This window comes from Pseudomonas sp. G166, from assembly GCF_037027455.2.
Classification (GTDB): Bacteria; Pseudomonadota; Gammaproteobacteria; order Pseudomonadales; family Pseudomonadaceae; genus Aquipseudomonas.
The window spans coordinates 4,667,850-4,682,420 of record NZ_CP146985.1 but is presented as its reverse complement, the minus strand read 5'-3'; the positions used below and the strand labels follow the sequence as shown (position 1 = coordinate 4,682,420).

Sequence of the window (14,571 nt, the reverse complement as noted above, 5' to 3'; positions counted from 1 at the left end):
TATGGCAGATTTAACCGGCTAGACGCCCTATAGATAGAAAAGCGTAATTAAGGGTTGACGGCAAATTCTGGACGTCTATAATTCGCCCCACTTCCGGCGCAGTCGAAACGGAAAACTCCTTGAGTTTCAATGAGTTAACCATGTTTTGAAGGTGCCGGGCTTCAGTTCATCGAAGCCAGGAAGCAGTTGATAAGGCAGTGTTTGTTTGGCCTTGTCAGCGGTTCGATCTTCTCGGTCGGAAGCGGAGAAAAAGAGGTGTTGACAGCAGCGAGTAACGCTGTAGAATTCGCCTCCCGCTAACGAGAGATCGGAAGCGCAAGTGGTTGAAGTTGTTGATGTTTCCCAAACGAAACTTTGAAAACTTCTTAAAATAACCGCTTGACAGATACACCGGGCGCTGTAGAATGCGCGCCTCGGTTGAGGCGAAAGCTCTTAACCAACCGCTCTTTAACAACTGAATCAAGCAATTCGTGTGGGTGCTTGTGGAGTCAGACTGCTAGTCAACAGATTATCAGCATCACAAGTTACTCCGCGAGAAATCAAAGATGTAACCAACGATTGCTGAGCCAAGTTTAGGGTTTTCTCAAAACCCAAAGATGTTTGAACTGAAGAGTTTGATCATGGCTCAGATTGAACGCTGGCGGCAGGCCTAACACATGCAAGTCGAGCGGTAGAGAGGTGCTTGCACCTCTTGAGAGCGGCGGACGGGTGAGTAATGCCTAGGAATCTGCCTGGTAGTGGGGGATAACGCTCGGAAACGGACGCTAATACCGCATACGTCCTACGGGAGAAAGCAGGGGACCTTCGGGCCTTGCGCTATCAGATGAGCCTAGGTCGGATTAGCTAGTTGGTGGGGTAATGGCTCACCAAGGCGACGATCCGTAACTGGTCTGAGAGGATGATCAGTCACACTGGAACTGAGACACGGTCCAGACTCCTACGGGAGGCAGCAGTGGGGAATATTGGACAATGGGCGAAAGCCTGATCCAGCCATGCCGCGTGTGTGAAGAAGGTCTTCGGATTGTAAAGCACTTTAAGTTGGGAGGAAGGGCAGTTACTTAATACGTGATTGTCTTGACGTTACCGACAGAATAAGCACCGGCTAACTCTGTGCCAGCAGCCGCGGTAATACAGAGGGTGCAAGCGTTAATCGGAATTACTGGGCGTAAAGCGCGCGTAGGTGGTTCGTTAAGTTGGATGTGAAATCCCCGGGCTCAACCTGGGAACTGCATTCAAAACTGTCGAGCTAGAGTATGGTAGAGGGTGGTGGAATTTCCTGTGTAGCGGTGAAATGCGTAGATATAGGAAGGAACACCAGTGGCGAAGGCGACCACCTGGACTGATACTGACACTGAGGTGCGAAAGCGTGGGGAGCAAACAGGATTAGATACCCTGGTAGTCCACGCCGTAAACGATGTCAACTAGCCGTTGGGAGCCTTGAGCTCTTAGTGGCGCAGCTAACGCATTAAGTTGACCGCCTGGGGAGTACGGCCGCAAGGTTAAAACTCAAATGAATTGACGGGGGCCCGCACAAGCGGTGGAGCATGTGGTTTAATTCGAAGCAACGCGAAGAACCTTACCAGGCCTTGACATCCAATGAACTTTCCAGAGATGGATTGGTGCCTTCGGGAACATTGAGACAGGTGCTGCATGGCTGTCGTCAGCTCGTGTCGTGAGATGTTGGGTTAAGTCCCGTAACGAGCGCAACCCTTGTCCTTAGTTACCAGCACGTTATGGTGGGCACTCTAAGGAGACTGCCGGTGACAAACCGGAGGAAGGTGGGGATGACGTCAAGTCATCATGGCCCTTACGGCCTGGGCTACACACGTGCTACAATGGTCGGTACAGAGGGTTGCCAAGCCGCGAGGTGGAGCTAATCCCACAAAACCGATCGTAGTCCGGATCGCAGTCTGCAACTCGACTGCGTGAAGTCGGAATCGCTAGTAATCGCGAATCAGAATGTCGCGGTGAATACGTTCCCGGGCCTTGTACACACCGCCCGTCACACCATGGGAGTGGGTTGCACCAGAAGTAGCTAGTCTAACCTTCGGGGGGACGGTTACCACGGTGTGATTCATGACTGGGGTGAAGTCGTAACAAGGTAGCCGTAGGGGAACCTGCGGCTGGATCACCTCCTTAATCGACGACCGCAGCTGCTTCATGAGCTCCCACACGAATTGCTTGATTCATTGAAGAAGACGAAAGAAGCAGCCCGAAATTGGGTCTGTAGCTCAGTTGGTTAGAGCGCACCCCTGATAAGGGTGAGGTCGGCAGTTCGAATCTGCCCAGACCCACCAATTTTGTGTGGGAAACGCCTGTAGAAATACGGGGCCATAGCTCAGCTGGGAGAGCGCCTGCCTTGCACGCAGGAGGTCAGCGGTTCGATCCCGCTTGGCTCCACCACTACTGCTTCGATTGTATAAAGCTTAGAAATGAGCATTCCATCGGTTCGATGGTGAATGTTGATTTCTAGTCTTTGACTAGTTCGTTCTTTAAAAATTTGGGTATGTGATAGAAAGATAGACTGAACGTTACTTTCACTGGTAACGGATCAGGCTAAGGTAAAATTTGTGAGTTGCTCTTTGAGCATGCATGCGAATTTTCGGCGAATGTCGTCTTCACAGTATAACCAGATTGCTTGGGGTTATATGGTCAAGTGAAGAAGCGCATACGGTGGATGCCTTGGCAGTCAGAGGCGATGAAAGACGTGGTAGCCTGCGAAAAGCTTCGGGGAGTCGGCAAACAGACTTTGATCCGGAGATGTCTGAATGGGGGAACCCAGCCATCATAAGATGGTTATCTTGTACTGAATACATAGGTGCAAGAGGCGAACCAGGGGAACTGAAACATCTAAGTACCCTGAGGAAAAGAAATCAACCGAGATTCCCTTAGTAGTGGCGAGCGAACGGGGACTAGCCCTTAAGCTTCTTTGATTTTAGCGGAACGCTCTGGAAAGTGCGGCCATAGTGGGTGATAGCCCTGTACGCGAAGGATCTTAGAAGTGAAATCGAGTAGGACGGAGCACGAGAAACTTTGTCTGAATATGGGGGGACCATCCTCCAAGGCTAAATACTACTGACTGACCGATAGTGAACTAGTACCGTGAGGGAAAGGCGAAAAGAACCCCGGAGAGGGGAGTGAAATAGATCCTGAAACCGTATGCGTACAAGCAGTGGGAGCCCACTTTGTTGGGTGACTGCGTACCTTTTGTATAATGGGTCAGCGACTTATTTTCAGTGGCGAGCTTAACCGAATAGGGGAGGCGTAGCGAAAGCGAGTCTTAATAGGGCGTCTAGTCGCTGGGAATAGACCCGAAACCGGGCGATCTATCCATGGGCAGGTTGAAGGTTGGGTAACACTAACTGGAGGACCGAACCGACTACCGTTGAAAAGTTAGCGGATGACCTGTGGATCGGAGTGAAAGGCTAATCAAGCTCGGAGATAGCTGGTTCTCCTCGAAAGCTATTTAGGTAGCGCCTCATGTATCACTGTAGGGGGTAGAGCACTGTTTCGGCTAGGGGGTCATCCCGACTTACCAAACCGATGCAAACTCCGAATACCTACAAGTGCCGAGCATGGGAGACACACGGCGGGTGCTAACGTCCGTCGTGAAAAGGGAAACAACCCAGACCGTCAGCTAAGGTCCCAAAGTTATGGTTAAGTGGGAAACGATGTGGGAAGGCTTAGACAGCTAGGAGGTTGGCTTAGAAGCAGCCACCCTTTAAAGAAAGCGTAATAGCTCACTAGTCGAGTCGGCCTGCGCGGAAGATGTAACGGGGCTCAAACCATACACCGAAGCTACGGGTATCACGTAAGTGATGCGGTAGAGGAGCGTTCTGTAAGCCTGTGAAGGTGAGTTGAGAAGCTTGCTGGAGGTATCAGAAGTGCGAATGCTGACATGAGTAACGACAATGGGTGTGAAAAACACCCACGCCGAAAGACCAAGGTTTCCTGCGCAACGTTAATCGACGCAGGGTTAGTCGGTCCCTAAGGCGAGGCTGAAAAGCGTAGTCGATGGAAAACAGGTTAATATTCCTGTACTTCTGGTTATTGCGATGGAGGGACGGAGAAGGCTAGGCCAGCTTGGCGTTGGTTGTCCAAGTTTAAGGTGGTAGGCTGAGATCTTAGGTAAATCCGGGATCTTAAGGCCGAGAGCTGATGACGAGTTACCCTTTGGGTGACGAAGTGGTTGATGCCATGCTTCCAAGAAAAGCTTCTAAGCTTCAGGTAACCAGGAACCGTACCCCAAACCGACACAGGTGGTTGGGTAGAGAATACCAAGGCGCTTGAGAGAACTCGGGTGAAGGAACTAGGCAAAATGGCACCGTAACTTCGGGAGAAGGTGCGCCGGTGAGGGTGAAGCATTTACTGCGTAAGCCCACGCCGGTCGAAGATACCAGGCCGCTGCGACTGTTTATTAAAAACACAGCACTCTGCAAACACGAAAGTGGACGTATAGGGTGTGACGCCTGCCCGGTGCCGGAAGGTTAATTGATGGGGTTAGCTAACGCGAAGCTCTTGATCGAAGCCCCGGTAAACGGCGGCCGTAACTATAACGGTCCTAAGGTAGCGAAATTCCTTGTCGGGTAAGTTCCGACCTGCACGAATGGCGTAACGATGGCGGCGCTGTCTCCACCCGAGACTCAGTGAAATTGAAATCGCTGTGAAGATGCAGTGTATCCGCGGCTAGACGGAAAGACCCCGTGAACCTTTACTATAGCTTTGCACTGGACTTTGAATTTGCTTGTGTAGGATAGGTGGGAGGCTTTGAAGCGTGGACGCCAGTTCGCGTGGAGCCATCCTTGAAATACCACCCTGGCAACTTTGAGGTTCTAACTCAGGTCCGTTATCCGGATCGAGGACAGTGTATGGTGGGTAGTTTGACTGGGGCGGTCTCCTCCTAAAGAGTAACGGAGGAGTACGAAGGTGCGCTCAGACCGGTCGGAAATCGGTCGTAGAGTATAAAGGCAAAAGCGCGCTTGACTGCGAGACAGACACGTCGAGCAGGTACGAAAGTAGGTCTTAGTGATCCGGTGGTTCTGTATGGAAGGGCCATCGCTCAACGGATAAAAGGTACTCCGGGGATAACAGGCTGATACCGCCCAAGAGTTCATATCGACGGCGGTGTTTGGCACCTCGATGTCGGCTCATCACATCCTGGGGCTGAAGCCGGTCCCAAGGGTATGGCTGTTCGCCATTTAAAGTGGTACGCGAGCTGGGTTTAGAACGTCGTGAGACAGTTCGGTCCCTATCTGCCGTGGACGTTTGAGATTTGAGAGGGGCTGCTCCTAGTACGAGAGGACCGGAGTGGACGAACCTCTGGTGTTCCGGTTGTCACGCCAGTGGCATTGCCGGGTAGCTATGTTCGGGAAAGATAACCGCTGAAAGCATCTAAGCGGGAAACTTGCCTCAAGATGAGATCTCACTGGGACCTTGAGTCCCCTGAAGGGCCGTCGAAGACTACGACGTTGATAGGCAGGGTGTGTAAGCGCTGTGAGGCGTTGAGCTAACCTGTACTAATTGCCCGTGAGGCTTGACCATATAACACCCAAGCAATTTGCTGACCCGAAAGGGCACCAGATTGCGGTGTGTGAAGATGACATGAACCGAAGGTTCGCAGCAAACACACAAACTATCGCATACCCATTCGCTGGAACGTGACCGCAAGGCACGCGCTGGCTACCGAATTTCTTGACGACCATAGAGCATTGGAACCACCTGATCCCATCCCGAACTCAGCAGTGAAACGATGCATCGCCGATGGTAGTGTGGGGTTTCCCCATGTGAGAGTAGGTCATCGTCAAGATTAAATTCCGAAACCCCTATCTGCTGACGCAGGTAGGGGTTTTGTTTTTTTGCTGAAAAATTTCATGGCAAAAAAGGATGACCTGAAGAGGCCATCCTTATTTTTCCATCCAGACCGTTAAGCTTCGGGCACTGGGCAGCTCAGATCTCCTTCCTTGCACTTGAGGTAGGTCTTGAACGCTTCGATTCGGGCTTTGGTCTGGTCGGTGATGCAGTTGCTATAGATCAGCGGGTAGACGCTGCCACCTTCGACCCCGGAGGCAGAAAAGTTGCATTCGGCGTCACGGAAGCTGATCCAGGCTCGCTGCGCCTTGACCAACATTTGCTTGGCCTCGGGGTTGTCCTTCAGACGTGTTGTAATTTGCTTATACAGGCTGTTCAGCTCGCTGTCGGCGGCCTTGTTCTCTTTGGCCGCGCACTGGTTCATCTCACCCTGAGTGGTGGCATTGGCGCAGTCATCGGCTTGGGCTGCGGTGATAAAAAATAACGGTGCGAGGACCAGAAGCAAGCGTGGGGGCATGGTCGATCTCTCCTTGAGGGGGATAAATGCCGGAGGAGTGTACCCGGACGAAGGACTGATACAACTTTCCGGTTGGCCTTGTGGTCTTACAAGCCTACTGTTGAACACAGGAGGTGACCCATGTATTCATCCGATCGCATTGAAAGAAAGATCCTGCTCAAGGCGCCGCGTTCCCAAGTCTGGCGCGCCTTGGCCAATGCCGAGGCCTTTGGCCAATGGTTCGGTGTCGCCCTTGAGGGTAAGCGGTTTGTTGCGGGCGAACGTACTCAGGGGCAGATCACGTATCCGGGCTATGAACACCTCATTTGGGATGTGGCGGTGGAGCGGGTCGAGCCCGAGCGGGTGTTCTCGTTTCGCTGGCACCCTTACGCTATTGAGCCGCAGGTAGATTACTCTCAAGAGTCAGAAACACGTGTGCAATTCGAACTCGAAGACATGGACGGCGGTACCTTGCTGAAAGTGGTTGAATCGGGCTTCAACAATATTCCCGAGGCACGCCGACTCAAGGCCTTTCGCATGGACAGCCGTGGCTGGGATGAGCAGATGGCCAACATTGAAGCGTTCCTGGCCAAGTCTTGATTTTCCCCTGCGGTGATGCGCACACCGCCGACACCTGGCGTGACTAGGGGTTTGCGGAAGACCCGATATAGCGAATGTCTTACACGCCATGGTAGCTATATCGTCTATTGCACTTTGGATCCGAGGCGTAATCTGGACTCATCCACTGAAGCACAGGAAGTGCTCAGGATCAGGGACGATCGACCTTGCAAGGACGGCTATCGACAGGGAGTCGTAATGGTCTTGGAAAAACCCGCTTCGGCGGGTTTTTTTTCGCCTGCCAAAAAGCCCCGCAAGCGCTGTATAGCGAAACGCTTACACGTTGGCACTGCTTTCTCGTCTTTTTCCAAGGCAGTGGTGGGCCTAATCTATGTCCATCCACTGAGTACAGGGAGTGCTTGGGGTCATGGATGATTGGACCAGGCATGGAATGCCAGACAGGGAGTCAAATTGGTCCTCAAAAAACCCGCTTCGGCGGGTTTTTTTTCGTCTGTGAAAAAATTGGTCTGCTCATGCCTGGCGCCGCGTCAAAGTAAGGTCCGCGCCATCGGCGGCGAGGGTCTGCCCACCAGGGGTACGGTCCGCGCCATCGGCGGCGAGGGTCTGCCCACCAGGGGTACGGTCCGCGCCATCGGCGGCGAGGGTCTGCCCACCAGGGGTACGGTCCGCGCCATCGGCGGCGAGGGTCTGCCCACCAGGGGTACGGTCCGCGCCATCGGCGGCGAGGGTCTGCCCACCAGGGGTACGGTCCGCGCCATCGGCGGCGAGGGTCTGCCCACCAGGGGTACGGTCCGCGCCATCGGCGGCGAGGGTCTGCCCACCAGGGGTACGGTCCGCGCCATCGGCGGCGAGGGTCTGCCCACCAGGGGTACGGTCCGCGCCATCGGCGGCGAGGGTCTGCCCACCAGGGGTACGGTCCGCGCCATCGGCGGCGAGGGTCTGCCCACCAGGGGTACGGTCCGCGCCATCGGCGGCGAGGGTCTGCCCACCAGGGGTACGGTCCGCGCCATCGGCGGCGAGGGTCTGCCCACCAGGGGTACGGTCCGCGCCATCGGCGGCGAGGGTCTGCCCACCAGGGGTACGGTCCGCGCCATCGGCGGCGAGGGTCTGCCCGCCAGGGGTACGATCCGCGCCGTCAGCGGCCACAGGCTCTTGGTGGTCGTAGGCCTGGGTGAAGAAACGGTCTTGCTGCTGGCTCGGCAAGGCAAACGCACTTGCGCTCAGGGCAAAGGTGGTAACGGCGATCAGGGCGTTGAAAGTTTTCATGGTGAGACTCCGGTCAGATCAAGGGTTGAGTGCCGGGTCGTTCAGATGTCGTGATCTGCTGAACCCGTTGCAGCGGGGGCGGTTGCCTTGCTGCATGGGTTCAGATTAGGGGCGAGGCGGGTTTGGTCGTTAGACGGATACTGTCCTGGTTTTGCCTGATCCTGTTTGTGTGCGGGATCAAGCACTACTGGCTTGCAGCGCCTGGGCACGCAAACGTGCGATGTCCTTGCTCGGAGAGGCGCCAAATAGACGGCTGTACTCGCGACTGAACTGCGAAGGGCTTTCATACCCCATCTTGTAGCCGATTGACGAAACGTCGCTGTTCTCTGCCAACAACAACCGTCGGGCTTCCTGCAGACGCAACTGTTTCTGGTATTGCAGCGGACTCATGGCCGTCACGGCTTTGAAGCGGTGATGCAGCGCCGAAGGGCTGAGATTGATCATTTGTGCCAGGCTATCGATGCTCAGCGGCTCGGCGTAATGGGTATTGAGCCACTCGATGGCTCGGCTGATGCGATGGGTCTGGGTGTCAGGAATGGCGATTTCGTGCAAGCGCTGGCCTTGGGCGCCACGCAGCAGGCGGTAGAAAATCTCCTGTTGAGCCAACGGCGCGAGGGTGGCGATATCGTCCGGGCTGTCCAACAGCCGCAGCAAGCGCAACACCGCGTCGAGTAATGGCGCATCGATACGGTCCAGGAACAAACCGCGTCCGGTTCTTTCGACCGGTACGCCGATAGGACTGGCATCGGCAATCAGTCGGCAGATCTGCGCCGGGTCGATATCAAGACGAATGCATAGGTAGGGGCGTTCAGGGCTGGCTTCAATCACCTGGCCGGCCAACGGCAGGGTCACCGAGACGACGAGGTAATTGAGCGGGTCATACACGTAGCATTCGTCCGCCAGGCGCACTTCCTTGCGCCCCTCGATAATCACGCACAAACCAGGCTTGTGCACGGTGTGCAAGGCTTCGGTCGGTTGGTCGCTACGGATCAGGTGCAAGGACTCGATGGCCGTAGAGTGGACACCGTATTCGGGCGCAAAGCGCTTCATCAGGCTCGCCAGTTCGGCGCGGCGCTGGCTGACGCCGTCGTCTGGCGCAATGTGGATGGACGTGGATACCGACATACCGATCAACCTCCCTGGCCAAATAAGTGGACCGCGCTAGTAAAACCGATTGTGCGGCTGTCGGCCAGAGTCGGTTTTATCGCTACAGGATCGTGCAAGTGCGCAGGAGGATCCGGCTAACCCGGGCCTGGGTCGGTTCCCTAATCTGGAGCTGTCAAAACGCTCCCACCGGGGGCCAACACATCCAGACGAGGAAACCATCATGTCCGATATTCAAAACAAAGTAGTGGTCATCACGGGTGCCAGCAGCGGGATCGGTGAAGCAGCGGCGCGGCTGCTCGCGGCTCGCGGTGCTCGTGTCGTGCTCGGCGCCCGGCGCATCGATCGTTTGCAAACACTGGTGCACGAACTCGAAACCGTCGGCCAGCAAGCGGTCTGCCAGGCCGTGGACGTGACCCGTCGCGATGACGTCCAGAACCTGATCGACTTTGCTGTCGAGCGGTTCGGCCGGGTCGACGTGATCATCAATAACGCTGGGGTCATGCCGCTCTCCAAGCTCGAGGCTCTGAAAGTCGAGGAGTGGGACCGCATGATCGACGTCAATATCCGTGGCGTGCTTCACGGCATCGCTGCCGGCTTGCCACTGATGCAGCGCCAGCGCAGCGGCCAGTTCATCAACATCGCGTCCATTGGTGCCTATGCCGTCAGCCCGACTGCCGCGGTGTATTGCGCCACCAAATTTGCCGTTCGGGCGATTTCCGAGGGCTTGCGCCAGGAAGTCGGGGGGGATGTGCGCGTGACGGTGATTTCCCCCGGCGTGACCGAGTCGGAACTGGCCGAGAGCATTTCCGATGAAGGTGGACGTGCCGAAATGCGCGAGTTCCGCAGGATCGCCATTCCGGCCGAAGCCATCGCCCGGGCAATCGCCTACGCCATCGAACAACCGGCGGACGTAGACGTCAGCGAACTGATCGTGCGGCCCACCGCCAGCCCGTTCTGAACCCAGGTTTACCCAACAGGAGATGTCCCATGAGAAAGGCCTTTGGAGACCAGGACAAATTTGTCGGCCTGTGGGTGACGGCTGATGGCGTGATTCGCCATCGGTTGTTGCCGGGCGGACGCTACGATGAAGCGCGGGGATTGCGTGAAAGCGCTTACCAGGGCGATTACTGGCTGCAGGACGACCATATCGAATACCACGACGACACAGGTTTCACCGCCGATGGGGATTTTCGTGAGGGCGTGCTGTATCACGCGGGAATGGTGCTGTATCGCCAGGGGGAGTGATGAACCGATGATCTTTGTGATGAGGGGATAGACTCCCCTCATCACGGATTTCATTTGCGCTGGGACTGATCGTTACGCCAGTTCCAACCGCGCCGCAGCGCGTTGGGCGATTTGCGAGCGTACCCGGAACGACTCTGCGGTACGCCGGTGGGCTTCTTCCAGGACGCGCGTCGGCGCGGTGTCTGGACTGCCGGCGTTAAACGGCGGGGCAGGGGCGTATTCGAGTTGCAGTTGGACCAGTTCGGCGGTGTCCTGGCCGAACAGTTCGGCCGCCAAGGTCAAGGCAAAATCGATCCCGGCGGTGATGCCGCCCCCGGTGAACAGGTTGCCATCACGAACCACGCGGTCCTTGACCGGTGTCGCACCCAGGGTTTGCAGCAGGCTGTGGTAAGCCCAGTGGGTGGTGGCCCGTTTGCCTTGCAACAGGCCCGCCGCACCGAGTACCAGCGAGCCGGTGCACACCGAGGTGATGTATTTCGCCTCGGCGGCCTGCCGTTTGATAAAGGAGAGCGTCTGCTCGTCTTCCATCAGGGGGCCAACGCCGGTTCCGCCAGGGACGCAGATCACGTCGAGCTTCGGGCAGTCTTCGAACGTGGTGGTTGGCAACAACACCAGCCCGGTACTGGCGGTGACCGGCGCCAGGTCCTTCCAGATCAGGTGGACCTTCACGTCGGGCAACGAGGCCAGTACGTCATAAGGGCCGGTCAGGTCCAGTTGCTGGACTTGTGGGAATAACAGCAAACCGATCTGCAACGTCATCTCGCTTTCTCCTTTGGATGATGCCCGGGGGTGGACGGCTTCACTTTAGGCTCGTAGGATTTGGCGCATACGCCAATAAGCCCACGAATTACGCCAATATGCCAAACACGCCGAAAACCGTTCACGTCCTGGCCTTCGCCAACGTGCAAGTGCTGGATGTCACTGGGCCTTTGCAGGTCTTCGCATCGGCCAACGACCTAGCACGCCAGCAGGGCTTGCCCTTGCCGTACGCACCGACGGTGATTGCTGTCGGTGGCGGGGCGGTCATGTCTTCGGCGGGGTTGGCGCTGCTGGCCGAGCCTCTGCCGATTGAAGGCAGCGACACTTTGCTCATTGCTGGCGGCTGGGGTGTGTATGAGGCGGCGAAGGACCCGGCGCTGGTGGCCTGGGTCAAGGAGCACGGGCTGCGTTCGCGACGGGTGGCGTCGGTGTGTACCGGGGCGTTCCTGTTGGCCGCCAGTGGCTGGCTGGACGGGCGGCGAGTGGTCACCCACTGGACTCGCTGTGAACAACTGGCCGAGCAGCATCCGCAACTGCGGGTCGAACCCAACCCGATTTTCATCAACGACGGCCCGGTGTGGACCTCGGCCGGGGTCACGGCTGGCATTGACCTGGCCCTGGCACTGGTCGAGGAGGACTTGGGGCGTGCCGTGGCCCTGGAGGTCGCCCGGCATCTGGTGGTGTTCCTCAAGCGCCCTGGCGGGCAATCGCAATTCAGCGTGACGTTGTCGCTACAAAAACAGGGCAGTCGGTTTGATGAACTGCATGCCTGGATCGCCGAAAACCTCACCGGTGACTTGGGATTGCCAAACCTGGCCGCCGAGGTGGGCATGAGCGAGCGCAGTTTTGTGCGTCACTACCGCGCCGATACGGGACAGACCCCGGCACGGGCGGTGGAGTTGATTCGGGTGGAAACCGCTCGCCGCCTGCTGGCAGACACGACATTGTCAATCAAGCGAGTGGCGGTGCAATGTGGTTTCGGCAGCGAGGAAACCCTGCGCCGCAGTTTCCTGCGGGCCATGGGGGTGACGCCCCAGGCCTATCGCGAGCGCTTCGCGGTCAGCCTTCAAGCAGATCCAGCAATGCCCTGAGCGTGGCCTCGGGGGCTTCCTGGGGAATATTGTGGCCAACACCGGCCAGCACTCGGCGCTCATAGAGCCCCGTGAAATGCTCGACGTCTTCATCGTGTTCCGGCGCGGGCCCAACGCCGTCGTCGGCGCCGCACAGGGAAATGCTCGGCACGCTGATGGTCGGTTGTGCCGCAAGCCGCTCCTCCATCCACTCCAGCGTCGGGTCGCCCGGCGCGTACATGAAGCGATGGCGGTAGGAATGGATCACCACGTCGACAAAATCCGGGTTGTCGAAAGACGGCGCGCTCAAAGGATACAAGGTTGCGCCGCGCTTCCAGGTCGGTGACCACAGGCGCCAGAGCAACTCACACAGTTCACGCCGATTCTGCGTCAGGCCCTCGACGCCCCGAGCGGTGTGGAAATAGTACTGGTACCACAGGCGATGTTCGGTTTGCGGGTCCAGCGGCTGCTTGGAACGTGGAATGTCCTGCAGGTTGTAGCCATCGCCGGTCACCAGGCAGCGCACGCGCTCGGGCCACAGGGCCGCGACGATACACGCCGCCCGACCGCCCCAGTCGTAGCCGCACAACGCCGCTTGAGGGATGGCCAGCACGTGCATCAGGTCCAGCAGGTCCTGGGCCAGCGCCGCTTGCTGGCCTGAGCGCAGGATGGCCGGGTTGTTGAACCGGGTCGGGCCATAGCCGCGCAGGTAGGGCACGATGACCCAGTAGCCGCGCTCGGCCAAGGCAGGCGCGACTTCGTCGAAGGCCCTCGGGTCGTAAGGAAAACCGTGCAGCAGAATGACTGGCTCGCCGCTGGCGGGGCCGTGCTCTTCGTAGGCGATGCGCAACAGCGGCGTCACGGCGAAGTTGATCTTGGGATTCAAGCTCATGTCGGCCTCCGGTACAGCGCGTTTGCAGTCAGGCGGGTTCCTGATTGACGTATTTGGCCCGATCCGGTGTGAAGGTCACGATCATGTTCGTGCTGGCGCAGGTCAGGGTGCGCTCCTGGGACAGGTCGATGTCCAGGTCTTCACCGCGCAGGCCTTGCCACTGGGCGAGGTATTTGAGGCAGCCGAATTTTTCGCTTTTCTTCAGGCTGCGGCTCACGCCACCTTTCCAGCCCAGTACCGGCAATTCACCATTCAGGCAGCGTTGCGCCAGTTCGGGAAACTTCACCGCGCGGTCGCGACCGATTTCCCAGCATTTGATCAGGCCCCGGTCCTGGCCTTCCCAGAGGTCTTCGCGGGTCAGGCCTGTTCGGGGTGGGGTGGTGATGGAGCGTTTGATATGAGTCATGTCAGATCCTTGAGTCGGGTTTTTATCGGGCAGCTCCGCTGCACCCGTGAGTGCATCGATCTTAGGAGGGGGTTGCGGGGTTGGCAACCTGTAACGGGGCGTGGCGATAAATGGGGAGGGGATACTGCAATGCCCTCGTGCCAGGGAGATTTTGCGGTGGCTGCGCTGCCGAGCGGGAACAAGCTCCCTCGCCACGGGGTTGTGTTCCTACAAAAAAATAGGTGAACCGGAATTTTCTGACGAGTCGCGGCGGTTGCCGGTTCGGAAAGGGCGGGGATAGGCTTTGCCCGTCGCTGCAAAATCAGCGACCGGGTTTGGTCGCCCGTCCAATGTCAGGCGCACACGCGCCAACCTCAGCATGTCGGCGCTTTTTTGTGTGCTTGTCGGTATGCTTTGCGGTGGGCTGTGCGCGGGGCACTTTCGAGTGCGCCGGGTGCCTGACTTCCCGGTTGACCAACCTGCGTATAGCCCACCACCCTCGTTTGGTCACGAGGTGGGTGAGCTCCAACTTCAAGTCAGGAGTTTCACTATGGTCAAGATCACCCCCAACCCCCCAAAAGCTGAAAACCTTTCCGCCTACACCACCCTCGACACAAAAAAACTCCGCGAAGCCGCCGACCGGGCGCTGAACATCCACTTGTCCCCCACACCAGCCAAACCCGATACCCAGGACGGCCAAGTCTTCTCAGTGGTCCCGGGCCTCAACACCGAATCGGTGCTGACCAGCCTCAGCGAAACCCTGGCTTCGGCCAATGCCATGGTCAGTGATCTGGCGTTCGAACTGGAAGGGTCGCGGCGGCATGTGGCGTTGGGGATTCAGCAGTTGATTGAACTGGGGACGTTGTTGGCCAATCGGGCGTTGGATGACATTGAGTTAGCAGAGCCGGCGTCCTAACAGGCACACCACTTTTTTGATCGTTCCCACGCTCTGCGTGGGAATGCA

At 57.4% G+C, this 14,571-nt stretch carries 11 protein-coding genes, 2 tRNA genes and 3 rRNA genes; 10 read left to right on the top strand and 6 right to left on the bottom strand.

What is annotated here, in order from left to right; genetic code table 11:
• Positions 1–602 precede the first annotated feature (602 nt).
• The 5 genes from SGN16_RS20385 (at position 603) to rrf (ending at position 5,806) form a co-directional block, all read left to right on the top strand.
• Positions 603–2,139, top strand: a 16S ribosomal RNA gene (locus tag SGN16_RS20385).
• An 81-nt stretch (positions 2,140–2,220) separates the two neighbouring features.
• A tRNA-Ile gene (locus SGN16_RS20380) sits at positions 2,221–2,297 on the top strand.
• Between the two features lie 30 nt (positions 2,298–2,327).
• A tRNA-Ala gene (locus SGN16_RS20375) sits at positions 2,328–2,403 on the top strand.
• Between the two features lie 247 nt (positions 2,404–2,650).
• Positions 2,651–5,541 (top strand): 23S ribosomal RNA (locus SGN16_RS20370).
• 149 nt (positions 5,542–5,690) lie between these two features.
• Positions 5,691–5,806 (top strand): 5S ribosomal RNA (gene rrf / locus SGN16_RS20365).
• The 16S, 23S and 5S rRNA genes sit together here with 2 tRNA genes alongside, the layout of an rRNA operon.
• 117 nt (positions 5,807–5,923) lie before the next feature.
• Here the strand turns inward: rrf and SGN16_RS20360 are convergent.
• A complete protein-coding gene (locus tag SGN16_RS20360) occupies positions 5,924–6,325 on the bottom strand; it encodes a lysozyme inhibitor LprI family protein (protein ID WP_210639715.1) in 402 nt (133 codons plus the stop codon).
• A gap of 120 nt (positions 6,326–6,445) precedes the next feature.
• Between SGN16_RS20360 and SGN16_RS20355 the strand changes: the two genes are divergently transcribed.
• Positions 6,446–6,904: an SRPBCC family protein gene (locus SGN16_RS20355; protein WP_210639714.1), complete on the top strand. Its 459-nt coding sequence runs from the start codon at positions 6,446–6,448 to the stop codon at positions 6,902–6,904.
• Between the two features lie 489 nt (positions 6,905–7,393).
• Here the strand turns inward: SGN16_RS20355 and SGN16_RS20350 are convergent, their stop codons facing one another.
• Positions 7,394–8,149: a hypothetical protein gene (locus SGN16_RS20350; protein ID WP_339101768.1), complete on the bottom strand. Its 756-nt coding sequence runs from the start codon at positions 8,147–8,149 to the stop codon at positions 7,394–7,396.
• Between the two features lie 177 nt (positions 8,150–8,326).
• Positions 8,327–9,274, bottom strand: a complete 948-nt coding sequence (locus tag SGN16_RS20345) for an AraC family transcriptional regulator (RefSeq protein ID WP_335944529.1) — start codon at positions 9,272–9,274, stop codon at positions 8,327–8,329.
• A gap of 202 nt (positions 9,275–9,476) precedes the next feature.
• On the opposite strand from SGN16_RS20345, the gene SGN16_RS20340 reads away from it, so the two are divergent.
• Both SGN16_RS20340 and SGN16_RS20335 read left to right on the top strand, forming a co-directional pair.
• Complete coding sequence (locus SGN16_RS20340; RefSeq protein WP_210639711.1) at positions 9,477–10,214, top strand: SDR family oxidoreductase; 738 nt, start codon at positions 9,477–9,479, stop codon at positions 10,212–10,214.
• A 29-nt stretch (positions 10,215–10,243) separates the two neighbouring features.
• A complete protein-coding gene (locus tag SGN16_RS20335; RefSeq protein ID WP_134925164.1) occupies positions 10,244–10,501 on the top strand; it encodes an Atu4866 domain-containing protein in 258 nt (85 codons plus the stop codon).
• A 72-nt stretch (positions 10,502–10,573) separates the two neighbouring features.
• Here the strand turns inward: SGN16_RS20335 and inhA are convergent, their stop codons facing one another.
• Positions 10,574–11,260: an isonitrile hydratase gene (gene inhA / locus SGN16_RS20330; protein ID WP_335944528.1), complete on the bottom strand. Its 687-nt coding sequence runs from the start codon at positions 11,258–11,260 to the stop codon at positions 10,574–10,576.
• A gap of 98 nt (positions 11,261–11,358) precedes the next feature.
• Between inhA and SGN16_RS20325 the strand changes: the two genes are divergently transcribed.
• Positions 11,359–12,351, top strand: a complete 993-nt coding sequence (locus SGN16_RS20325) for a GlxA family transcriptional regulator (protein ID WP_210639708.1) — start codon at positions 11,359–11,361, stop codon at positions 12,349–12,351.
• Here SGN16_RS20325 and SGN16_RS20320 read toward each other — a convergent pair.
• Positions 12,320–13,222, bottom strand: coding sequence for an alpha/beta hydrolase (locus SGN16_RS20320; RefSeq protein ID WP_335944527.1), 903 nt, complete (start codon positions 13,220–13,222; stop codon positions 12,320–12,322). The genes SGN16_RS20325 and SGN16_RS20320 overlap by 32 nt on opposite strands.
• A 28-nt stretch (positions 13,223–13,250) precedes the next feature.
• Positions 13,251–13,628, bottom strand: a complete 378-nt coding sequence (locus SGN16_RS20315; RefSeq protein WP_210639706.1) for a hypothetical protein — start codon at positions 13,626–13,628, stop codon at positions 13,251–13,253.
• A gap of 529 nt (positions 13,629–14,157) precedes the next feature.
• On the opposite strand from SGN16_RS20315, the gene SGN16_RS20310 reads away from it, so the two are divergent.
• Positions 14,158–14,523 (top strand): DUF6124 family protein, encoded by a 366-nt coding sequence (locus SGN16_RS20310; protein ID WP_210639705.1) that lies wholly within the window; start codon positions 14,158–14,160, stop codon positions 14,521–14,523.
• Positions 14,524–14,571: the final 48 nt, after the last annotated feature.